Origin of the sequence: Candidatus Erwinia haradaeae (genome assembly GCF_900698965.1) — a bacterium.
In the GTDB taxonomy this organism is placed as follows: Bacteria; Pseudomonadota; Gammaproteobacteria; order Enterobacterales; family Enterobacteriaceae; genus Erwinia_E; species Erwinia_E haradaeae_A.
On the sequence record NZ_LR217725.1, the window covers coordinates 435,381 to 459,544 of the forward strand.

Consider the following 24,164-nt stretch of genomic DNA (forward strand, 5'->3'; position numbering starts at 1 on the left):
TATTTAAGAGAGGACATAATGCAGGGTTCTGTGACTAAATTTTTAAAACCGCGACTAGTAGATATTGAACAAATTAGCTCAACGCATGCTAAAGTGACCCTTGAACCATTAGAGCGTGGTTTTGGTCATACACTAGGTAACGCACTGCGCCGTATTTTATTATCATCAATGCCTGGTTGTGCGGTGACAGAGGTCGAAATTGACGGTGTATTGCATGAATATAGCACAAAAGAGGGTGTTAAAGAAGATATTCTGGAAATTCTTCTGAATTTGAAAGAACTAGCAATTATAATATATGACAAAGATGAGGTTATTCTTACGTTATGTAAGTCAGGCGTTGGTCCAGTCACTGCGGCGGATATTGCTCATCACGAAGATGTTAAAATCGTTCATTTGAAACATTTAATTTGCAACTTAACGCATGAGCACGCTAGTATTAGTATTCGGATGAAAGTACAACGTGGTCGTGGTTATATCCCTGCTTCTTCTCGTGTGAAGATCGAAGAAGATGTGCGCACACTTGGTCGACTATTGGTCGACGCTTGTTATAGCCCAGTAGATCGTATAGCCTATAATGTTGAATCAGCACGTGTAGAACAGAGGACTGACTTAGATAAATTAGTCATAGAAATTGAAACAAATGGCACTATTGATCCAGAAGAAGCAATCCGACGAGCAGCTACTATTTTATCAGAACAACTAGAAGCCTTCATTGATTTACGTGATGTCAGCCATCCTGAAACCAAAGAAGAAAAACCAGAATTTGAGCCGATTTTATTACGTCCAGTCGATGATCTAGAGTTAACTGTTCGTTCTGCCAATTGTCTTAAAGCGGAAGCTATTCACTATATTGGTGATCTAGTACAGCGTACAGAGGTGGAACTTTTAAAGACGCCTAATCTCGGTAAAAAGTCTCTGACTGAAATTAAAGATGTTCTAGCAACCCGTAATTTATCTTTAGGAATGCGATTAGACAATTGGCCTCCAGAATTATTAATAAATAACCTCATTATAAATTAAGCCCTTATTGAGAAGGAAAAGTTATGAGACACCGCAAGATCGGTCGTCAACTGAATCGTAACAGCAGCCATCGAAAGGCCATGTTTCGAAATATCGCTATCTCTTTAATACATCATGAGTTTATTAAAACAACTGTTCCAAAAGCAAAAGAGCTCCGCCGCATTCTTGAGCCCCTGATTACACTGTCTAAAATTGATAGTGTCTCTAATCGTCGTTTAGTATTTGCTCGTATTCGTAATAATGAGATGGTTGCAAAATTATTTACTAAGCTAGGCCCCCGTTTTATAAATAGATCTGGCGGGTACACAAGAATTTTAAAATGCGGTTTTCGATTAGGTGATAATGCCTCGATGGCGTATATTGAACTTATGGATCGTCATAAAAATCAAGACTGAATTATGCTGTGCGTTATGATAACTGATTTGTGTTAGGATGGTTTTTCTCCTCTATAGCGAAAAACCATCCTGTCGATTGATCAGTTATATCGCACGACAGAAAATAATATGGAATGGTAGATTGCATATATTGTTATTTTTATCTTTAAAGGTAAATAATATAACTATTGATACAAACAGTTGAGTCTACATAATGAAGTGTAGTCAGCGAACAAATACTACTATCTCAGTCGCTCGTGACGAACAGGGGTACTTAATATCCTTGGGCGATTGGAGTGAGGATCTTGCAAAAGAACTCGCAAGAGAGGAAAAAATTGAGCTTAGCACTGCGCATTGGGAGATTATCTATTTTGTACATAGATTTTATTTAGAATTCAATGTTTCTCCCACAGTGCGTATGCTAGTTCAAGCTATAAAAAAACAGTATGGTAGAGAATACGGAAATAGCCGTTATCTTTTCCGGTTATTTCCAAAAGGTCCAGCAAAACAAGCAACTAAAATTGCTGGACTACCTAAACCTGTAAGGTGTCTATAAATATCCATTGCATTTCTCATTACTAATAGATAATTATTTCTCTAACAAAGAACAGGAGATGGTTGTATATTTTAGTGCGTGTAGAAATTTAATAATTTTTATTACTTTAATAAACAACAAACCTTAAAAACATCGGTGTAAATATTAATGTCAGCTAGTCTTTGTCCTTACAGATATATTTTGTATTAATTAATATTCATACACTGCATTAATGTATATAGAATGCTCATGCTAAAAATTTTGCTTTCTCATTTTTTACTTTTGTGCACACCGTATGATAATGGGGTCGCCTAGGTGTTTACTATATTGATCATTATATGAATACACAATTCATGCGTAATAGAGTGATATAAAAATCAAAACGAAGAAAAGCAAAACTGTTTTACCATATAGTTATTAGGTATATCTATTGAGATTGATCTGGAACATAAAATCTACAAGGTTCAGTAAATTATCTAACACTTTAGCTGAACACATGACTAGAAGAAACTGAATTTAAATAATCTAGGTATAGATTAATAATTTGAATCATCACTGGATAAACAAATACAGGCCGCTGATATTTAGAGAGTATTGTGATATCGTTATAACATTTATGAGTCTAATATATGCTTATCCATATAGTCTTAATAAGATGCAATGACTAAACTTCTCTGGCGTATATATGAGTATACATTCTTAAATAGATAACATTTTATGAATTTTATTCTATTATCTTTCTGTTAATATGTCTCAAACTGTCATCGTCTCTACTGTGACAGTATTTTTAAGAATGTTACATTGATAGAATATATGCATTATTTGTTAATACCAAACATTAGTAGACTTATGTATCTTAGGCTTTTGTTCGGTATATTGAGTATATATTGAGCGGAGCATTAACCTAAATCTTTAACTTTTGTTCTTAATGCATTAATCGCAGTTCTATGTATTGTACTTTATCCTAAAGTTTATTTCATAAGGGTAGATTATTGATGGATTATAGTCTTAATAGTATCTATAACTGATAGGCCATCGCTATATTTTCGTCTCTTGTGTCGCAACTATTTAGTTCGCTAACATTAACTCTGTTATACAATACAATCAATCTGAATCTAGCGTGGAGTGTTGAAATGAAAAATACCCTGCCTGACTTTAAAGATTTAAAAATCTTAGTCGTGGGGGATGTGATGTTAGATCGTTATTGGTATGGTCCAACTTATCGAATTTCTCCTGAAGCACCGGTTCCAGTAGTTAAAGTCAGTAGTGTAAAAGAATTCCCCGGTGGTGCAGCTAACGTTGCTATTAATATCGCAACACTTGGCGCCAAGGTTTATCTAATTGGTTTAATTGGAGAGGATTATGAAGGTCAAGTGTTGATGGAATCCCTAGCCAATAGCAACGTATATTGCCATTGTGTTTCTATTGCCGAACGCCCCACTATGATTAAATTACGTGTACTCTCACGTAATCAGCAACTGATTCGTATAGATTTTGAGGAAGAATCTAAAGAAAACATTGATCATTCTCTTATTGAGAATCAAATTAGGCAGTTTTTACCCCAGGTAAGTGTAATGATTTTATCTGACTATGCCAAAGGGGCTCTGACTAGTGTACAAAATATCATCGGTTTGGCGCGTCAAAAAAATGTTCTGACTTTAGTAGATCCCAAAGGTAAAGATTTTTCCCGTTATTGTGGCGCCACTCTTCTTACGCCTACCTTGCATGAATTTGAAGAAGTAGTTGGACAATGCTCCAGCGAAAATGATATTATTAAAAGAGGCATGGCATTATTAAAACAGTATGCCATCTCTGCATTATTAATTACTCGTTCAGAGCACGGGATGACCTTATTGCAACCTGAGAAAGCACCTTTTTATATGCCCACCCAAGCACAGGAAGTTTTTGATGTGACTGGTGCTGGGGATACGGTTATTGCTGTTATAGCAAGTTCTTTAGCGGCTGGTAGAACTCTAGAAGAGAGTTGTATACTTGCTAATGCAGCTGCAGGCGTGGTAGTTGGTAAAATTGGCACCTCAACGGTTTCGCTAAAAGAGCTCAAAAAAGCAATGGTAACCAGATCAGAGACAGATTGTGGAGTGGTACATAAAGCACAGTTGATTGTTGCAGTTAGTAAAGCAAGGCAATGCGGTGAAACAATTGTCATGACTAATGGTGTTTTTGATATTTTACATGCCGGGCATATTTCTTATCTTGTTAGTGCAAAAAAGTTAGGTGATCGACTCATTGTTGCAGTGAATAGTGACGCTTCAACTAGTCGTCTCAAGGGGGTATCTCGACCAGTTAATTCACTAATGAATCGCATGCATGTCTTAAGTGCTCTTGCAATGGTAGACTGGGTGGTTAGTTTTGAAGAGGATACTCCGCAGAAGATTATTACAGACATACTACCTGATATTTTAGTTAAAGGAGGAGATTACCAACATAACATTGAAGATATTGCGGGTAGTCAAGAAGTTTTGGCCAATGGCGGGGATGTGCGAATTCTACACTTTCAAGAAGGTATCAGTACAAGCAATATCATTAAAAAAATAATTTCATTATCTATCTAAATATAGATAATTGGATTTTTTTAAAAGCATTACTGGTAATGATCTTTTGACAACCTTAACATATTGTGTAGAGTTTGTGTGATGTAAAATCTATAGCATGATCGTCACATAAGTGACTATACTTATCTTTATTTTGTTTAATATTCGAGATATTACAAAATTTTTCATCTATATGATATATGGAAGTGCTTGTTGTTTATATTCAGAGCTTTCTGAATTAACATTACAACTATATCGGTCTAATTTGAATATCTCTAAAACTGTATAATAATAGAGTGAAGACATGCTTGTATCGTTATCAACCTTATCAACCTTATCAACCTTATCAACCAATAAAAATTCATGCTTTAATGAATCTTTATTATGTGTATCGCTTTTAATTTGTAGATCGCTGATTAATAATAGATATTATATCATATCATTACCATGTAGGTGTGAAATAAGTATGACATTTTTTGAACAAGCGCTTTAAATACTAAAGATTATCTTATTGTGTTGAAGATGAACAATTTTTGCTAGAAAAAATTGTTTACATGAATAAAAATCTAGATTTTCCAGGAATATTTTAGAAAACTAATGTAGTTAGTATGATTTATATCATGAAAAGCTACACTAAGTATTAGTATAGCGCCTTTTTTCTAAATTGATTGATATCTTGTTGAAAAGATAAGTCAAATTTTTATTTAATACAGTTCAAGCATGTATAAATTACATTTAAAGATTATATAGATGATGTCTTTATAAAAAACAAAAGCATATCTAAAAGATATCTTATATACTGTATAGTATATTTAGCTGTACTTTTTTATTATGAATGCTATTAAATATATCACTAGCGTAGGATATTTATTCGAAATGTTATCAGATAATAATCTGATAGCGGCGCGAGCTGGGAGTGAGCTAGGATATATAATGCGAGATAATATAGCTGAAATCTGTGTTAGTGCTGCTCGAAATTCTATCTAACGCTTTAAATTACTTTACATAAAACTTACTAAGCAGGTTATACACAACCATTAATAAATTAAGATCTATTTCACTACCATGCATAGCAGTATACCATACTGTATATTGCATAAAAAATACACAATCATGTGTGGTAGTAGCGGTTTTAAAATATTGTTTTTATAGTTATCACGACAGCTTATATTGAAATAATACCAATTATATTACTATCATGTATTATTGAATGATAGATTATTTTCCTAACATCAGGGTTGTATGATGACTAATCCTTTGCTTTCTTCTTTTGTTCTTCCTCCCTTTGCTTCTATTAAGGCCGAGCATATTGTTCCAGCTATGAAGCATGTTATACACGAGTGTCGAGAGGTAGTAAAAAAAATAATATCTCAATGCGGTCCATATGATTGGGACCATTTAGTACAGCCTTTAATAGAGGCAGACGATTATCTAAGTCGTGTCTTTTCTCCTATTAGCCACCTAAACTTAGTAAAAAATAATCCTGCATTACGCTTAGCGTATGAGGAAGTGCTAGAGATGTTATCTGAATATAGTGCTTGGGTTGGTCAAAATGAAGCGTTATATCAAGCATATTGCAAACTTAAAGATAATACTGCTATCTATCAATCGTTAAATATCGAACAAAAAAAATTTATAGATAATACTCTTCGGGACTTTAAGCTTTCTGGAATAGGATTATCAGAGGTAGAGAAGCATCGTTATAAAGAAATCTCTGTGCGCCTATCTGTTCTGTCTTCGACTTACAGTAATAACGTTCTTGATTCTACCATGGGGTGGAGCACAGTAATCACAGATCAAAATAAGATAAGCGGTATACCAGAGAATTCCTTGGAGGCCATGAAATTACAAGCACAAGCCATAAACCAGAATGGATGGCGCTTAACATTAGATATAACCAGCTATTTACCAGTGATAACTTACTGTGATAATAGAACAATGCGTAAAGAGATCTATTATGCTTACTCGACGCGCGCTTCCGATCAGGGACAAAATGCTGGTAAGTGGGACAATACATTAATAATGGATGAAATATTAGCTTTACGCTGTGAATTAGCTACAATGCTTGGTTTTTCATCTTATGCCGAGCAGTCATTGGTTATGAAAATGGCAAAAAACCCAGATCAAGTGATTAGTTTTTTAAATGATCTAGCAAAACGTGTGCATTTACAAGCAGAGCAAGAATTAAAGCAATTGCGTATATTTTCAGAAAAAGAATATAATATTAACGATCTACAGCCGTGGGATATAGCTTTTTTTAGTGAAAAGCAAAAGCAGCATTTGTATAATATTTCTGATGAACAGTTACGTCCTTATTTTCCAGAGAATCTCGTTCTGAATGGACTATTTAAAATAGTTGAAAATATCTACGGTATCACAACTATAGAGCGCTATGATGTTGAGGTATATCATGAAGATGTTCGATTCTTTGAGTTGTTTGATGAAAATAAAGTAATGCGTGGTAGTTTTTTTCTCGATTTATATGTGAGGGATCATAAGTGTGGTGGGGCATGGATGGATGACTGTGTAAGTCAGATGCGTAGATCAGACGGTAGTTTACAAAAACCAATAGCGTATATAACTTGTAATTTTCATCGTCCATATAACAAAGAGGTAGCGCTTTTTACTCATCAGGAAGTCATTACGCTATTTCATGAGTATGGTCACGGTTTACATCATATGTTAACGCGCATTGAAACACGCGGCGTATCTGGTATTCATGGTATACCATGGGATGCAGTTGAAATGCCTAGTCAATTAATGGAAAATTGGTGTTGGCGGCCAGAAGCGTTAGCGTTAATCTCTGGTCATTATCAAACTGGAGAGGCATTACCACAAATATTTTTAGATAAGCTATTAGCACTAAAAAACTATCAAATAGCATTATCCATACAAAAACAACTAGTACTTTCTTTATTTGATTTTCGCTTGCACATGAAGTATGAATCAAATAAAGGTATAAAAATTGTAGAGTTATTTCAAGATATTAAAAATCAGATATCTGCGATACCAGAACCAAAATGGAGTCGCTTTCCTAATGCATTTAACCATATCTTTTCTGGTAGCTACGCAGCAGGCTACTATAGTTATTTATGGGCGCATGTCTTAGCTTCAGACGTTTGGTCGCGTTTTGAGATGGAGGGTGTGTTTAATCGAGATACTGGGCGGTCACTTTTAGAACATATTCTAACACGCGGTGGGTCTGAAAACCCCATGATTTTGTTCTATCGTTTCCTTGGTCGTAAGCCAAAAATAGATACAATGTTAGAGCAGTATGGCATAACATCTATAAATAATAAAATATAAGTTATTTTATGCGTATTGGTTTACTAGACGAATCGGGTATAATAAATGGAAATAATCTATCAGCTTTAGCCGCTCGTTGGAAGCTAGAACATGATAATAACACTGTAATGGCTTTAGTAATGAAGCCATCTCATCTTGAATTACAAAAGCGCAATGAACCTGCATTGGGTGGTATATTAGTAAATTTTTCTTCTAAGACACAATCATATAGACGTAAATTTGGGGGTGGAATAGAAGAATCCATCTCAAAAGCTGTCGGTATAACGAGAGAGCATTTTCCAAGCATATTAGATGCCACTGCAGGATTAGCGCGTGATGCCTTCGTGCTAGCTTCATGCGGCTGTCGAGTTCAGATGTTAGAGCGTAATCCAGTGATTCTAGCGCTATTAGAAGATGGTTTAAGACGGGGCTATGCTGATTTAGAGATTGGATCATGGTTACGTGAGCGTTTAATTTTGCTTAATCCTGATGGTTTACTAGTTTTTAGTAAGATCTCTCCACAACCAGATGTCGTATACCTCGACCCTATGTACCCGAAAAATAAAAAAAGTGCTCTAGCAAAAAAAGAAATGCGCATATTACAATGCCTAGTAGGTCAAGACGAAGACTCAGATGAGCTATTGAAACCTGCGCGTGCTCTTGCAAAACAACGTGTAGTAGTAAAGCGTCCAAATTATGCGAAAGCATTAGCAGGAATGATCACTAATAAGTCTATAAAAACTAAAAAGCATCGTTTTGACATTTACCCCCCCAGTAACTAATAAGTTTATGTTTATGTACCAGTGAGCTCACTCAGTATGGAATAGTTATTTTATTATCAAAGATTAATAAAATTTTATATATTCAAATATACATGAACATATGATTATAATCATAATTATGTAACTTTTCTAAAAATCCTGCTTTTTGATAGAGAGAATATTAGGATCCACAATATGTGTACTGATTGCCTAGAAAGTTATTAGGGTTAACACATCTTACTCTATAAGATTAAGATACATTTTGATGTCACAGCGATATCTTTGGGCATATAGTTTATTGAAGGATTTTGAAGAAAATATCTGAATGCCATTAAGCGATCCTGTGTAATTTGATTAGCTCAATAGAAATGCATTATCTCATAATACTTAATTTTATATTGTATACAATTATCTTTTTAAAGTCTTTTGATAGTATACACAGAGTAGAATTATAGATTCTAATGCTTGGGGAAATTTTGCTAAATAGGTATCTTTATAGCTATAGCGTGGTTTAAGAATTGCCCTAAAAGAGCCTCATTCATCAAAGGTTATAAAATTACTAGATTATAGTCTACTTCTGTCACGCGCTGATATTCTAACCGATATGCACACATGATTTATCGATAGTATTACTACTGATAAAGATTTTTTTAAAAGAAAATACATGCGCTATCTATTTAAGTAACTAATCTGTTTTATGAGAGCGTTTATGATTTTAAGTATTAATAACCTAATATGGATTGATCTTGAGATGACTGGTTTAAATCCAGACAGAGATCGTATTCTTGAAATTGCAATACTTGTAACAAATTCGGACTTGCAAATTATTTCTAAAGGACCGGTTTTTGCGATATACCAGTCCATGGAGCTTCTAGGCATGATGGATCAATGGAATATAAAAGCACACACTGCTAGTGGTTTAATAAGTAGGGTACAGAATAGCAAAATAAGTGAACGTTCTGCTGAAATTGAAATTTTAAAATTTCTAAAACCATTAGTACCCGCTAAATGCTCACCCATGTGTGGTAATAGTGTAGCTCAAGATCGTCGTTTTTTGTTTAAGTATATGCCAGATTTGGAGAATTATTTTCATTATCGTTATCTAGATGTCAGCACCCTAAAAGAACTAGCACGTATTTGGAAACCGGAAATTTTATTGGGAGTTCAAAAAAAAGGTGCACATCGAGCACTAGATGATATTTATGATTCCATTGCAGAACTAGTCTACTATCGTCAATATTTTATACGCTGCTAAAAATCTGATCTTTTCAATATTTTTTATTAAATATATCTTCATTGATATTGGTAGATTTTTAGATTGTATTGATCTATCTTTAGAGAGTGGATTCTTTTACAGTACAGTGAGGATGTACCTACATGCAGCCTCTCTGGTGTGCTATAAATATCAATATAATCATAGAGATAGCTTTTATTTTAACAATATCCATTCAAAGGGTTATTGTAGCACCATGCGGCTTATTTAAGTTATATGGTGCATTGTAACACTATGTAAATTCATTTAGTCATATCAAATGTTGTTGAGATGACTAAATGAGTACCGTGCTAAATGAATACTGTGCTAAATGAATGTAGATTTTAAGCATAATTTTTATCTACCTTTCTGAGTAATACTATTTAATTAGCTTTAGATCAATAGCAAGATGTTTGCTATATCTCAAAGCGTTCTGAGGTAAGAAAGCTTTTAGATATATTTCTTTATTAAAGTAATTATATAATTATCCTCTTAAAGTTTTCTCTATGATCTGAGTGATATTACTGTATATATTATAGCTAAAACGTTCTAGAATTCCTCTATGTTGAGTATAACATAAATTAATTATGCTATATTGTGACATTTTATCTATGATGAAATCATCGCTCGTACTAACACTGTCTATTAACCCTTTATTTAAAGCTTGACTACCATACCAATGTTCTCCAGTTGATACCATATCTATATTTATCTGTGGCCGCATTTGATGTACAAACTGCTTAAATAGCGCATGTGTTTGATTCAAAGTATCACGGAATTTTTCTCGTCCCTCTTCGCTATTTTCACCAAACAACGTTAAGGTACGCTTATACTCTCCAGCCGTATGGAGCTCCATATCAATGTTCTTTCTCTTTAAAAGACGGTGAAAATTAGGGATCTGCGCCACTACACCAATCGAGCCAATTAATGCAAATGGCGCAGCAACAATATGGTTAGCAACGCAGGCCATCATATAACCTCCGCTAGTAGCAATTTTATCTACAGAAACTGTTAGCGGAATATCTTTTTGCCGTAACCGTTGAAGTTGTGATGCGGCTAGACCATAACCATGTACTACGCCACCAGGGCTTTCAAGACGTAGCAATACTTCATCGCCTGTTTCAATAACAGATATGATTGCAGAGATTTCTTGTCGTAAAGATGACACCTCTTTAGCATCCATGCTACCTATAAAATCAAGAATATATAAAGTTGGTCTTTTTTTGCTTGCAGCGTGCCCTATCTTATTTTTTTGTTTTGATTCTTTCTGTTTTTTTTTCTCGTTCTTTTTATATTCCTTTTTCCATAATTTTTGTTCTAAAGGTGTCAGTTTTTCTAAATTGATTTTATTTTGTATTTCAAGATAATATTTATCTAATCGAGTCAGTATTAATTTTCCGGCTCTAGCATTACTACGCTTGGTAAGATTAGGAAGTATCATCGATACTATGACTAATGTTATTATTATAGTAATAATCTTAGCAAGAAAGAGTCCATAAAAAGAGAGTAAATCCACTTGATCCGCCTTATAATAAGATATGACAGGTCTATCGAGTTTATTGTATTTTGGATAGTAAGTTACTTGTTACAGTGACTGTATAGGTATGCAATGCTTACATTGTAGTTAGCAAATAATCGGTGTCTTGAAATCTATTTTTTATCTTGTCTGTATTTTATAAAATATTGATCTACTCTATTTATATAGATAGTTTTAGCATGTTATGGATATCTATGCATTATATAGATAGTTTTAGCATGTTATGGATATCTATGCATAGTAAATATGTAAAGTTTTTTCATCAGGCCTATTTTTATGCCTCAATTAATATCTTTATATATCATGTCAGGTATATGACGATAGTTTTGGTCATAAGTCAACAGGTTTTAGATTTTGTATTGTGCTCAGCAAGACATACGGATGCTCAGATAAGACTCATAAGAGTGCAATTTATGTGTATGCATCATTTTTTATTAAATTTTTTTTGAAAAATACATAATCTATATTAGTCTTAATTACAGGTATTGTATATAAAATATATATTTACACATACTATTGGATAACTTAGATCAATCATGATCTGTCTATTGTAAATATAACTCTAAGGCTAAAATAATTAGCTATAATTAGCTATAGGATATCATGAGTTGTTTTTACACGTCTATTGGAGAAAGTTTCTATAGAGCTTCATGTAGATTTAACAATCAGAGCTGATGCTATAGTTAGATGACAAAATAAAATTTTTTTAAAAATATTATACAATTGACTATCAAGAAAATTTTCAACTAATCACTATGATTGGCTATAACTAACTAGGCATTTAATATTTACTGAGTATGCATTACGGATGCATGGGCTTGATCGTGTTACTGAGTGTGTTCTCAAAGATAAAAAGAACTCAAAAGACACGAAGTAGATGGCATGATAAGCTGCCAGTAATTTTGTATTCTAGATATATTCTTTATCAAGTTATCATTTTTCGCATTCCAGTTGCCATGCAGAGCATAAGAGACCCCCGGCTCTGTTACAGTTCACCATTCCTTATAAAGAAAAAGTCTTAACGTTATTACACATTAGAAGCTGCGTATTAATGCAAGTAAGTGATTGTATGAATAATTGATTTTATTTTTTTGGAGTATACGCATGGAAACTTACTTAGTTGGTGGTGCTGTCCGTGATCAACTGTTGTATTTGCCAGTGAAGGATAAAGATTGGGTGGTAGTAGGTGGTTCTCCTAAGAAAATGCTTACAATGGGCTACAAGCAGGTTGGTCGTAATTTCCCAGTTTTCTTACATCCAATTACTCATGAAGAATATGCTTTAGCTCGTGTTGAGCAGAAATCAGGACGAGGATACACCGGGTTCGCGTGTTATGCAAACTCCGATGTTACCCTCAAGCAAGATTTAGCTCGCCGTGATCTGACAATTAATGCTATTGCACTAGATAAACATGGTACATATTATGACCCGTACGGTGGACGTATTGACCTTCAAAAGCGAATATTGCGTCATATTTCTTCTGCTTTTTGTGAGGATCCATTACGCGTATTACGTGTAGCTCGTTTTTCTGCATATCTTGCTAATTTAAAGTTTCGTGTTTCTCATGAGACATTGGCTCTAATGAAGGAGGTGGTGCAGAGTGGTGAGTTATCTTATCTTTCCCCAGAACGTATATGGAACGAGATGGATCTGGCTCTTAAGACAAGTTGTCCTCAGGTTTTTTTTCAGGTTTTAAAGGCTTGTGGCGCCCTAAAAGAACTATTTCCTGAATTAGACTCTGTATATTATTCCATTTCTGCGAAAAAAAAGAAACGTTCTCAGGTGATCACTCATAAATATAACACTTTCATAACATTATCTAAAGTGGCACAATATAGCTCAGAAGTTGAAATTCGCTTTGCTGCGCTGTGCTATGATCTGACAAAATCTTTGATAACACAAGAGAATGCTGCTAATGATAGTAAAGGTGACGTACCGGGTATCACGATAACTTCAATTTTCTGTAAACGTTTGCGACTTCCGAGAGAATATCGTGAACTTGCGCTATTAGTATTTGAATTTTATAGTATTTTACACAACATTCATTTTTCCTCTCCTAAGCAGCTATTAACACTATTTAACCGTATCGATGCCTGGAGAAAACCATATCGTATTCAGCAGATCGCGCTAATTCTTGACATTGAGTCAAGAACACCTAAAACATGCTTAGGACATCTTTCTTCAAAAGGAGAGTGCTTGCATGATGCTTGGCAAGTTGCGAAAAGTGTATCTACTCAAGCAATAATTTCTGCTGGGTTTGTGGGCTACAAAGTAAGCGAGGAGCTCTGTAGGCGTCGGCTTTCTGCTTTAACCGCTTGGCGTAATTCTTAGCAAGATGTTTAAGACGACTTTACTAAATGAAATAGTGAATTATAATAAGTAGTATATTATGATAATTAGAATAAAGATGTATATACCGTTTGAAAAGAGTTTTTAATTTTTTATTATTGTTATAATAAATTCAATAGAGCACCTTGGTATTGCTCATCCCATGTCATTATGCATAGCTCCGTTTTATGATTACCAACATCTGGTCCCTAAACCATAGAATAATTAAAAACTAGACAAATCACTAATCATAGTGACAAAAACTACATGGAGATTCTACTATCAAATGGTATTATAATAGAATTATAACAGACGTGAATAAAATGCATAATTTAGAGTTATGTCGCATCCTATAGTAAGTTACTATCCAGTCTCGGTCATATCTAAATTTTCATTTAGTCTATCAGGTTTCGTTAGGCATAGAGAACTATTTATATTAAAAATATCTCATGGTGATTTATGAGATACGAATTCTCATATACTCAGGATATCTAACTGCTTTAGCTGGCAGTGCTAATTGTTAATAGTGCTGAGCTTGCATAATTCTTTAGATATTACTAAAGTTTAAGGATATGGTAGTTTTTTATACACAGTGTATAAATTTCAAATGAAGCAATATCGCTCTTTGCTAATTAGAGATATAAGCTCTATGAGATTATACCATGTTTGGGTGCATATCCTGATGATATTAGCCATAAGTATATGATATTAACCTATCATATATCAAAGGATTATCGGACAATGCTGACTCTAATAATTCTGACTTGAATGAGTCACTCAAATCATAGCCTAATGGATGCATGTATATATATAATACCGAAACTATAACCGTATCATTTGCCTAGAACTTGCCTAGAACTTTCTAAATGGCTACTATAATGGCCTTGCCCTAATTTTTAGAGAACCTATGGCTATCTAGGTTGTGATATGCTAAATCAGTTAAAGTTAGACAGATTATGCTGCATTTTATACATATTATAGACAAACTGGATATAATAAGCTGATAAACTCACCAAGTATTCCTAATCTTATTTGATGAAAGATTAGCTCTGCTAAAAGCAATATCTATTATATAGATCTTATATATAATAAATAAATCAAGAACATTGTATGATAAAACGTTTAAGACACGTTATGATAACACGATACACAATGACATAGATCATTGGAGTTATATGACTATTATGAAGTTTTAACTTTAAAAACAACCTTCTAATCTAATAATGGTTTTAGATATTTTCAGTAAAAACAATACAAATTGGCTCATTACACTATATGTAAGATTTTTATTTAAAGTAAAACTATTATTGTAATGAGTAATTACAATAATAGTTTTTTAAAATTTACTCTGTAATGATAGATAAACTTAAGAAAATCAGGTGCTGATTGCAAGTTATTGAAAATTATCTAATGGGTTTTTTTAGCACTATACACCTTAAAATATTTGTTGTGTATAATCACTGTATAATGACCGAATACTTCATTGAGTATATGATGGTAAGGAAGAAAGGCATTAGCGACAATTCGTAGCTCTCCTCCTTTATATAAAAACTCAGGCGCTCCTCTAATTAACGTGCGTGCAATATCTAGGGTTACTTTTGATCCATCATGGAATGGTGGATTTGCAACAATCATATTAAAATATCCTGTGATTTTAGAATAAACATTACTAGCTATGACAGTTCCTGTCAGGTTGTTACATAATAGTGTAGCCTTGCTGGCGGCAAGGGCTGCTGCACTAACATCGGTTAACATGATATTAGCTAATGGTGAACGGCTAGCTATAACAGCAGAAATCACACCTGTACCGCAACCAATATCTAAAATCTTTCCTTGTATACCCGGGCTAAAAGTTGAAAGCAAAAGCTGGGTACCGTGATCTAAACCATTATAACCGAAAACCCCTGGTAAGCTTTTAAGAATGAGTCCACCCACTAAGTGTTCATGCCAGAATTCGTAAGAATTAAAATATGGTTTTCTTTCAAGCGATCCATAATACAGACCGCAACGATAAGCGCTATCGATCTTTATTAAGTCTACCCAACTTGAAAGCATGTTGTGAGCGCTTCGTATGCCATGAGAATATTCTCCAACTATAAAAATATCACTTCCACATGTCAGTAAAGACAATAAATTGTGTAACTGAAATTTTGCCTTTTTCTTGTTATTTGGCCAGTAATAAATGAGGGTATCACAATTATCTACGATGTTTGATGCTGGTAATAGGCTAAAATCAACGTTGGTTTGTAGTATCTTATTTAGAGTTTCCCAATGATGGTATTGCTGGGTATGTATATAGCTATTTTCTGTTTCGAGCTGAACAGATAATGTGTCTTGCAGGTTACCAGAAAAAATTATATGTCGTTTAGTAAATTTATTATGATGTCGCAAGAGCATCATGCTAGCCGGGCTAAACATGGACATTCATACATCCTAATGTATTATAGTGATACTATATATAGTGATATATATCTGTAGAGTGATAGATACACTGATCGCTGTTATATGCATATTATTGCATATAACACAAAATTCTTGGTTTTATCTGTGCTGAGTTTTATGTATAACCCTGCTAACAATTACCCAAATCCAGATGATGCTTTAAAGGAAAGTATGGTACTTAATTGTATTGTTAACATTTTTAGGAAAATCACAAATAAAATCTTTCTCTTTATCGATCCTAGCTATATATATAGCTATATAGCTATAGAATCTAATTCATAGATAGGCAATGAGCATGTTGATAAGACGTCGTGAGCAGTTGTTACAACAAATAGGTATTACTCAGTATGCACTAAAGCGACTTCATGTCCTACAGGGGGATGTTCTAATTAATCTTCCCATCGAAACTCGTTTGGTTATCGTTGCAGATAAACCGCCCGCTTTAACAGATCCAATAGTAGAAAATGTATTACGAACCTTAAATTTAAGATCTATAGAAGTTCAGGTTGCAACTACGCATCAGTTATCATTATTACCACAAGATAATCATCATCACAGGTGGTTGCTAGGGGTTCAACCTTCTAAAGTTTTTACCGGAATTCAAATTACGTCACCTATATTATCGGAACTTCATTATAATCCAAGCGCCAAACGAGCGCTTTGGAAACAAATCTATCAATATCAATTAGATCCCTAGACCTTTATTACAGGCATAAATAATATAATATATATTTATGCCTGTAATAAAGTATGAGCGATTTACTGCAACACAAGAAAAATATTGATTACCAGCGAGCAAATAAAGCTGCTACTTTTTATTTTTTCTACTCATAGAATATTAGGTGCCTTAACTTAAATTCATTGCATCAATGAATCTAGAAATATTGATTTGTATCATCATAAGTGTATATTTCTACATCCGCACGTAATATATCTTTTTAGTATTCAGATATAGTATGTAGTACTATTACTAGACTATTATCAGTGCTGTGACCATTCAAGTATATGTACATATTTATGTAATGATCGTGTGGTATCGATAAAGCATTTTAAGTTATCGCTTTTATATTATTAGATAATGCATGGTTAGATTGATAGTCTTGACTTGCTTTATAGTAGGATGTTTACTCAAAAGTACCTCTAAAAGATTATACATGGGATTTTTTATATGGATTAAGTACTGGAGTGGCATAGTAATAGCTATTATTAAATATAGATTATAGTAATGCATGCCATAGGTAAAATGAATATGTAATATATTTAGGGGCTATGTCCTTAAATCAATTTATCTAAAATATAGATACTATATAAAATCAATCCTTTTGATAATATCATAGACGTTTCTAGATAACTCTTAAATGGTTAATGATATTGGATAAAGAGTTCAGTTCGAGTATATGAGGTACAGAGTGTAGATATTGTATCCTTAATTGGTTATTTTCAGGCTTTTTGGTTGCATTGTAGATAGCATACGACCATTATTATATTGGTTTACATGGGCGTAATCTAGAGTAGACTGTATATTATGGTCATGCCAGTTAGGTATGTAATATCAAAATAGACCAGTGCTATGCTAGATTGTATGCTTCACTAATCATTGATATTGCATATTTTATTGATATTGCATATTTTTATTTATGGAGTGATAACTCAAAAAAGTAAGTGTCTCATATGCTATTGTCTCATAGTATATGAGAGGCTCTTGTCATCAAGATTGCCATACCTGATAGGTAAGACACAGGACAGTATAATCCATAACTATGATAACTATGGCTATACCAGAGACATAAACATATCTACTGAATAATAGAGTTTATCAAGTAAATTAAGTAGCTTACGATTACGCTATTTGGCAAGGCTACTCTCAAAATAGACTATTTAACTTTATGCAATGGTAGACATAACGTGAGAAGGTTATCATTGGGTGAAAATGACTATGGGTAAAGCTCTAGTAATAGTTGAGTCTCCGGCAAAAGCAAAAACGATTAATCAATATCTTGGCAGGGACTACATAGTGAAGCCCAGCGTAGGGCACATCCGTGATTTACCTACTAGTGGTTCATCATTTTACAAAAGAACTAACTGTATAACTAGTAGCGACCATAAAAAAAATAAAAGAAACGAGATAACATCTTTAGTGAGCCGGATGGGAGTAAATCCTTTTAAAAATTGGGAGGCTACTTATCAAATCTTGCCAGGTAAAGAGAAGGTCGTAGCAGAGCTCAAAGAACTCGCTAAACAGGTAGACCACATCTACCTTGCAACTGACTTAGATCGTGAAGGAGAAGCTATTGCATGGCATCTAAGAGAAGTAATTGGTGGAGAGCAATCACGTTATAGTCGTGTAGTTTTTAATGAAATCACCCAATCTTCTATCTCTGAAGCTTTTAGGCAGCCAGGTCTGATAAATATGGGCCGTGTGAATGCGCAGCAGGCGCGTCGCTTTATGGATCGCGTCGTTGGTTATATGATATCACCAATTCTGTGGAAGAAAATTGCACGAGGACTCTCCGCTGGTCGAGTGCAGTCGGTGGCGGTTCGCTTGGTTGTTGAGCGTGAACGTGAGATTAAAGCTTTTGTTCCTGTAGCATACTGGATGTTGCATGCCGTTTTGAGAACCCCTGATGGTATTGTTTTTCAGATGAAGGTAACGCAATATCTAAAAAAATCTTTCTATCCTGTTAGTCGGTCTGAGATTCATGACGCTAGCACTGTATTATCTACAGCTAGTTTTATAGTTAAAAATTGCATAGATCAGTTAAAAACCCTAAAGCCAGGAGCCCCATTTACTACTTCTACATTGCAACAGGCTGCGAGTACTCGTCTTGGTTTTAGTGTAAAACGAACAATGATGTTGGCGCAAAAATTGTATGAGGCAGGGTATATCACATACATACGAACTGACTCTGCTAATCTCAGTCGTGATGCACTTAGGATGGCTCGTAGTTATATTACAAAGGAATTTGGTAAAAAGTATCTTCCAAAAATAGAGAGGGTATATCGTAATCAAGGGCATGGAGATGAAGCGCATGAAGCTATTCGCCCATCAGATGTAAACGTGCTCAGTATGCAATTACCGCATATGACATCTGATGCAAAAAAATTATATCAGCTGATTTGGCGTCAATTTGTTGCTTGCCAAATGATCTCTGCACAGTATAATTCTCGAACCTTAAGCGTAGAGGCAGAAGGCTTTAAACTAAATTTAAAAGAACGCACTTTATTCTTTGATGGCTGGATGAAAGTGATACCGCCTCTAAGAAAGATTGATGAAGAACAGATTGTTCCACAATTAATAGTTGGTAGCAAATTAAGCTTAAAAAAACTTTTACCTAGTCAACATTTTACGCAGTCTCCTGCTAGATTCAATGAAGCATTACTAGTGCGTGAACTAGAAAAGCGTGGCATTGGTCGTCCTTCAACTTATGCATCTATCATTGCGACTATTCAAGAGCGCGGATATGTTAAACTCGATTCTCGTCGTTTTTATGCTAAAAAAATAGGTGAGATAGTCACTGATCGGCTAACGGAGAGCTTTCCTGACTTAATGGATTATAACTTTACTGCGCACATGGAAGACCATTTAGATCAGGTGGCAAGTAATACCGCAGAATGGAAGATGGTTCTGGATAATTTTTTTAAAAGATTTAGAGAGCAGGTAACGGTAGCAGAAAGAGATCCTGTGCAAGGCGGTATGAGGCCTAATAAAATAGTAGTCACTTCTATTGAGTGTCCTTCGTGTGAACGATACATGAATATTCGTACTGCTAAGACTGGGGTGTTTCTTGGATGCTGCGCATATACTTTGGAACCAGCATTGCGTTGTAAACAGACGATGCATCTTATTGCAGATAACGCTGAACTAGTGAATACGTCAAGCGGCAACAATGACGATACAGATATCTTACGTGCAAAACGTCGTTGTAATTTGTGTGGTGTTGCTATGGATGTATACTTTATAGATCATAAACGAAAACTACATATCTGTGGTAAAAATCCTGAATGTGATGGTTATGAACTTGAACACGGTGAATTCAAGATCAAAAGTTATACCAAGTCTGTTATGAACTGCGAAAAGTGCAGTGCCGAGATGTTTATAAAGCTAGGTCGATTTGGAGAGTATGTAGCTTGTATCAATCATAATTGTAAAAATACACGAAAATTAATGCGTAATGGTGACATTGCTCCACCAAAAACAGACCCAGTACCTTTACCAGAATTAATCTGTAAAAATTCAGATGCTTATTTTGTTTTACGCGATGGCGCTTCTGGAATGTTTTTAGCAGCTCATACATTTCCAAGATCACGTGAGACTAGAGCCCCTCAGGTGATAGAGCTGAAGCGTTATTGTAGTCTATTACCAAAAAAATGGCTATATTTAACTAATGCGCCTACGACAGATGTAGACGGCAATAAAACAACAGTACATTTTAGCCGAAAAACTAAAAAGCAGTATGTCAGTACTAAAAAAGATGGTAAAAGTACTGGTTGGTGTGCACACTTTATTAATGGTAAATGGGAAGAGTTTCACAGGTAATTGCGTATATAAGTCTTTCTAGTATTTGTTAGTAATGATTTTATGTCATGACCAGTAGAGCAGAAGATCCAGTTTAACCGTAAAAGTTCAGTTACTGCTTGACCGCTAGTGAGGTTGTTTATAGGTTCACTGAGAGTTATGCTAAAAAATGTATCAGCAACTTTATAACCTTTTATAACTTATATCACTCTGTGTACGAGTTATCAGATGTTGGAAATAGACGGTAGTTAAAATTCAGAAATTTCATAATCAAATACAGCATTCTTTTAAATTTCTATAGAGAGACATTATGTCGTAAGCTCATATCTGTGTAGAGATCAGATGCATAGATTAGTGATAATATAGGCTATATACATAGTAACTGCATGATAAATATCAGTTGATTCGATATATGTATGAAAAAATATAGCATTTGATCTTCTTATGAGAATATGAGCATCATAGAGTATCTCTGTAAGAGATACTCTATGATGCTCAGTGACATCAAAAAGCACTGAAATTGATACATTAATAACTTATTCAGTGTGCTCTCTAATGTGATACTTTGATAGAGTTACATATATGAGCGATTTAATACTGATTATTATAAAATATCGTATTGAGCGCAACACTGATCTGCAAGATAAAAAATGTTACTAAGTATCAAAAGAGCTATACAGATGTAGATCTTCGAAAATCTAAGTATCTGTCATTTAAGCAATATATGGATGGGGTGAAGTCATTAGTTTTACTAAGACCTAAGGAATCGCTAATGTTATCATTAAAATTTTTTCATATTGTCACAGCGGGCCCGTCTAAGATAGATTACATACGATTGACACTCGGGTATTATTATGGAATATTTATATTGTATGTATAGTTATAGCTTATATATATAATATTGATAATATTTCACAGAAATATCATTAGCGATCAAGGTAAAAACCTTAGATAGTAAGATTAAAAAATCAGGTGTCTTGTATTGTGCTAGTCCTTCCACTAGTGCAAAATTAATATTTATTCTTAATATTTACAGAAAATATTTGATAAAGGAAACTCCATAGTTTCTATGTTGTATCAGTAAAACATCTTCTCTGAAAAAATCTCTGAAGTATTTTTCTATATCTAGATTATTTGTGTTGTCTTATATAAAAGATATAAAACTTCTAAATAACACTATCATTCGGTATAATACAGGTCGAGCATTCTTCATGTGAAGACAATATCTGCCATGCATCTCGCTATATGTTATTTTCAATAAGCTTTAAAATAGAATAAAATATAAAAACTGTCATATACTATCTCAATAGTGAATCATAATTTTAATGTTTTCTGAAATTTCAGAAAATTTTTACATTTTTTACTGAGACTAATAAGGACAGTGCGCATGCTAGAAGATAAAGCTGATATTTGGGGTTTCGCTCGTAATAAAACACTCAACCTGTATTGTTCAAGCCAAAAGAGATGTGCTTTACATTGTATACGGGCTTCTCTTAAAAATCTGCGGTATTAAATCAATAACTGAAGAATGAATATTAAGATTCTAGTGTAACTTCATTACACATAGCTATCATGCATATTTAGTTTTTGTTTTATTAATGACTATGAGAATCTTCTCGATAAGTATTCTCATATTCCTCTATATATGCATCATATATACATTAGGGACCTCAAACTCGTATAGGTGAATCTAGCTTTACTGGTCACACTTGCTTTCCTATAGTTATTGCGTTCTTGCATTTCTATAGTGACTTGTTTACGATGCCTTATTACCATTAGAAGCAATGATCATTTTTATGCAGAGCTCCTCCCCCTGCTAAAGATTCAGCAATTAAAATTATAAAAATAAATCAGATAGAAATTAGTTACATGTATTTTTTGACTTATAGCGTGATTAGTACTCGATGTCACATATCGTCGTGTTAAGTGATAACTCTAATCTTGTATGTGTCGCTACCGATGCCAATGTTATTATGATCTATGTTAGGCTAGGAATGGTCATGAGAGTTCTTGCTAGCATGGCATCGAACCTGTCTTTAATGTAGATTTCATCAGTATCTTGCGCGTGGATGCTCTGATTAAAATACTACTAAAATTAGTTTTATACGTAGTATTTTAAAGTCATGACACATATGACTATATTTAGAGTTTTTCCATATCTTATGACGAGATTTTATTGATGCTGTTTTATCTTTGCGTTTTAATGAAGATATTAAGATTTTTCTTAAAGAGGCATATCCACCCGAGAAGAAGTGGAGTCTAGATTGATGTAGTATTTTGCATTCGTGTGGTGGTTTCTTATTTAATCAAATACTATATAATTTGAAGTTTTTAGTATTCTAGGTAAGCATGAACGAATATGGCATCACCAATCGCCTTCTATAGAAGGTATATGTATCATTCAATAATGATCTCTTTAGTAATATTGCCAATCAAATATGAGCATATAAAGTTTTTAAAGCTAAATCATTATTTGTGCTTGGCTTTCTGATTTGTTATGAATCTTATCCTTAGATGAGATGTTGATTATTATTGCAGAGTCAGTGCATGGACAACCAAAAACAAAATCACACTCAGTTTATTCCTATGTTTCGAAAATCATTTTTACTGCCACGATATTGGGGCATTTGGCTAGGTGTTGCTGTTTTAGCTCTTTTAACTTTTATGCCAATATGTTTTCGTGATTCTATTCTAGGAACTGTAGGGCGCATAGCAGGTAGACTATCTCGAGATGCTAGACGGAGGGCATTAATAAATCTATTGTATTGTTTTCCAGAAAAACTTGAATCAGAACGTGAAAAAATTGTAGATTCTATGTTTTCCACTATGTCACAGGCAATGGCTATGATGGCTGAATTAGCACTAAGACCAAATGTAGCGAAAGCTCGTATTCATTGGCATAGAAGGGACATCATTGACGATTTACGTCAAAGCGGACATAATGTTATATTATTAGCCCCTCATAGCTGGGCAGTGGATTTACCAGCGATGCTATTGGCAACTGAAGGTCAGAGAATTGCAGCCATGTTTCATAATCAGAGCAATGTGGTTATTGATTACATCTGGAATGTAGTTAGATGTAGATGCGGTGCGCGAATGCATGCTCGCAATGATGGGATACGACCTTTTATTAACTCTATCCGTCAGGGATACTGGGGTTATTATCTTCCAGATCAAGATCATGGAGAAGAGCAGAGTGAGTTTGTAGATTTTTTTGCAACATACAAAGCGACCTTACCCATTGTTGGTCGGATGATGAAAGTGTGTCACGCAACAGTTGTGCCACTCTTTCCGGTATATAATAGTAAAACCCATTCTCTAGAGATTTATCTAAGGGCGCCTCTCATGCAAGATTTTATTTTTATTAATAATGCTGAACAGGCACGGCGATTAAATTCAGAAGTTGAAATATTAGTCAGACCGAATCTCGAGCAATATACTTGGATATTAAAACTACTGAAAACACGTAGACGGGGTGAGAAAGAACCATACGATCGTCCAGATCTGTATCCTAAAAAATAAAAGTTCAATCTTAGAATATAGCTATAGCAGTTACTACATT

At 34.1% G+C, this 24,164-nt stretch carries 14 protein-coding genes; 12 read left to right on the forward strand and 2 right to left on the reverse strand.

The features are described 5' to 3' along the window. Positions 1–18: 18 nt before the first annotated feature. The 7 genes from CIPSTX3056_RS01410 to orn all read left to right on the forward strand — a co-directional run bounded on the left by CIPSTX3056_RS01410 (position 19) and on the right by orn (position 9,782). On the forward strand, positions 19–1,020 hold the full coding sequence (locus tag CIPSTX3056_RS01410) for a DNA-directed RNA polymerase subunit alpha (protein WP_072666186.1): 1,002 nt from the start codon (positions 19–21) through the stop codon (positions 1,018–1,020). A gap of 23 nt (positions 1,021–1,043) precedes the next feature. After that, positions 1,044–1,415, forward strand: a complete 372-nt coding sequence (gene rplQ / locus CIPSTX3056_RS01415; protein ID WP_072666187.1) for a 50S ribosomal protein L17 — start codon at positions 1,044–1,046, stop codon at positions 1,413–1,415. Between the two features lie 193 nt (positions 1,416–1,608). Further along, entirely contained in the window at positions 1,609–1,950 is a 342-nt protein-coding gene (locus CIPSTX3056_RS01420; protein WP_072666188.1) for a TusE/DsrC/DsvC family sulfur relay protein, read from the forward strand. A gap of 1,112 nt (positions 1,951–3,062) precedes the next feature. Then, a complete protein-coding gene (gene hldE, locus CIPSTX3056_RS01425) occupies positions 3,063–4,502 on the forward strand; it encodes a bifunctional D-glycero-beta-D-manno-heptose-7-phosphate kinase/D-glycero-beta-D-manno-heptose 1-phosphate adenylyltransferase HldE (protein ID WP_072666189.1) in 1,440 nt (479 codons plus the stop codon). Between the two features lie 1,224 nt (positions 4,503–5,726). Next, the gene (gene prlC, locus CIPSTX3056_RS01430) at positions 5,727–7,787 is read left to right on the forward strand and encodes an oligopeptidase A (protein ID WP_072666190.1); all 2,061 of its coding nucleotides are present in this window, start codon (positions 5,727–5,729) and stop codon (positions 7,785–7,787) included. Positions 7,788–7,795: 8 nt separating this feature from the next. Beyond that, a complete protein-coding gene (locus CIPSTX3056_RS01435; protein ID WP_072666191.1) occupies positions 7,796–8,548 on the forward strand; it encodes a class I SAM-dependent methyltransferase in 753 nt (250 codons plus the stop codon). Between the two features lie 688 nt (positions 8,549–9,236). Further along, positions 9,237–9,782 (forward strand): oligoribonuclease, encoded by a 546-nt coding sequence (orn, locus tag CIPSTX3056_RS01440; protein ID WP_072666192.1) that lies wholly within the window; start codon positions 9,237–9,239, stop codon positions 9,780–9,782. Between the two features lie 481 nt (positions 9,783–10,263). On the opposite strand, the gene sohB is transcribed toward orn, so the two are convergent. Further along, positions 10,264–11,295: a protease SohB gene (gene sohB / locus CIPSTX3056_RS01445; protein ID WP_072666193.1), complete on the reverse strand. Its 1,032-nt coding sequence runs from the start codon at positions 11,293–11,295 to the stop codon at positions 10,264–10,266. Positions 11,296–12,420: 1,125 nt separating this feature from the next. Here sohB and CIPSTX3056_RS01450 point away from each other — a divergent pair. After that, positions 12,421–13,647: a multifunctional CCA addition/repair protein gene (locus CIPSTX3056_RS01450; protein WP_072666194.1), complete on the forward strand. Its 1,227-nt coding sequence runs from the start codon at positions 12,421–12,423 to the stop codon at positions 13,645–13,647. Positions 13,648–15,051: 1,404 nt separating this feature from the next. On the opposite strand, the gene rsmC is transcribed toward CIPSTX3056_RS01450, so the two are convergent. Next, on the reverse strand, positions 15,052–16,068 hold the full coding sequence (gene rsmC / locus CIPSTX3056_RS01455) for a 16S rRNA (guanine(1207)-N(2))-methyltransferase RsmC (protein ID WP_072666195.1): 1,017 nt from the start codon (positions 16,066–16,068) through the stop codon (positions 15,052–15,054). Positions 16,069–16,375: 307 nt separating this feature from the next. On the opposite strand from rsmC, the gene CIPSTX3056_RS01460 reads away from it, so the two are divergent. The 4 genes from CIPSTX3056_RS01460 to lpxM all read left to right on the forward strand — a co-directional run bounded on the left by CIPSTX3056_RS01460 (position 16,376) and on the right by lpxM (position 24,124). Further along, a complete protein-coding gene (locus tag CIPSTX3056_RS01460; RefSeq protein ID WP_231939193.1) occupies positions 16,376–16,783 on the forward strand; it encodes a DNA polymerase III subunit psi in 408 nt (135 codons plus the stop codon). 1,239 nt (positions 16,784–18,022) lie between these two features. Continuing rightward, on the forward strand, positions 18,023–20,623 hold the full coding sequence (topA, locus tag CIPSTX3056_RS01465) for a type I DNA topoisomerase (RefSeq protein ID WP_072666196.1): 2,601 nt from the start codon (positions 18,023–18,025) through the stop codon (positions 20,621–20,623). 1,883 nt (positions 20,624–22,506) lie between these two features. After that, a complete protein-coding gene (locus CIPSTX3056_RS01470) occupies positions 22,507–22,647 on the forward strand; it encodes a hypothetical protein (RefSeq protein WP_157883604.1) in 141 nt (46 codons plus the stop codon). Between the two features lie 502 nt (positions 22,648–23,149). After that, entirely contained in the window at positions 23,150–24,124 is a 975-nt protein-coding gene (lpxM, locus tag CIPSTX3056_RS01475; RefSeq protein WP_072666197.1) for a lauroyl-Kdo(2)-lipid IV(A) myristoyltransferase, read from the forward strand. Positions 24,125–24,164 lie beyond the last annotated feature (40 nt).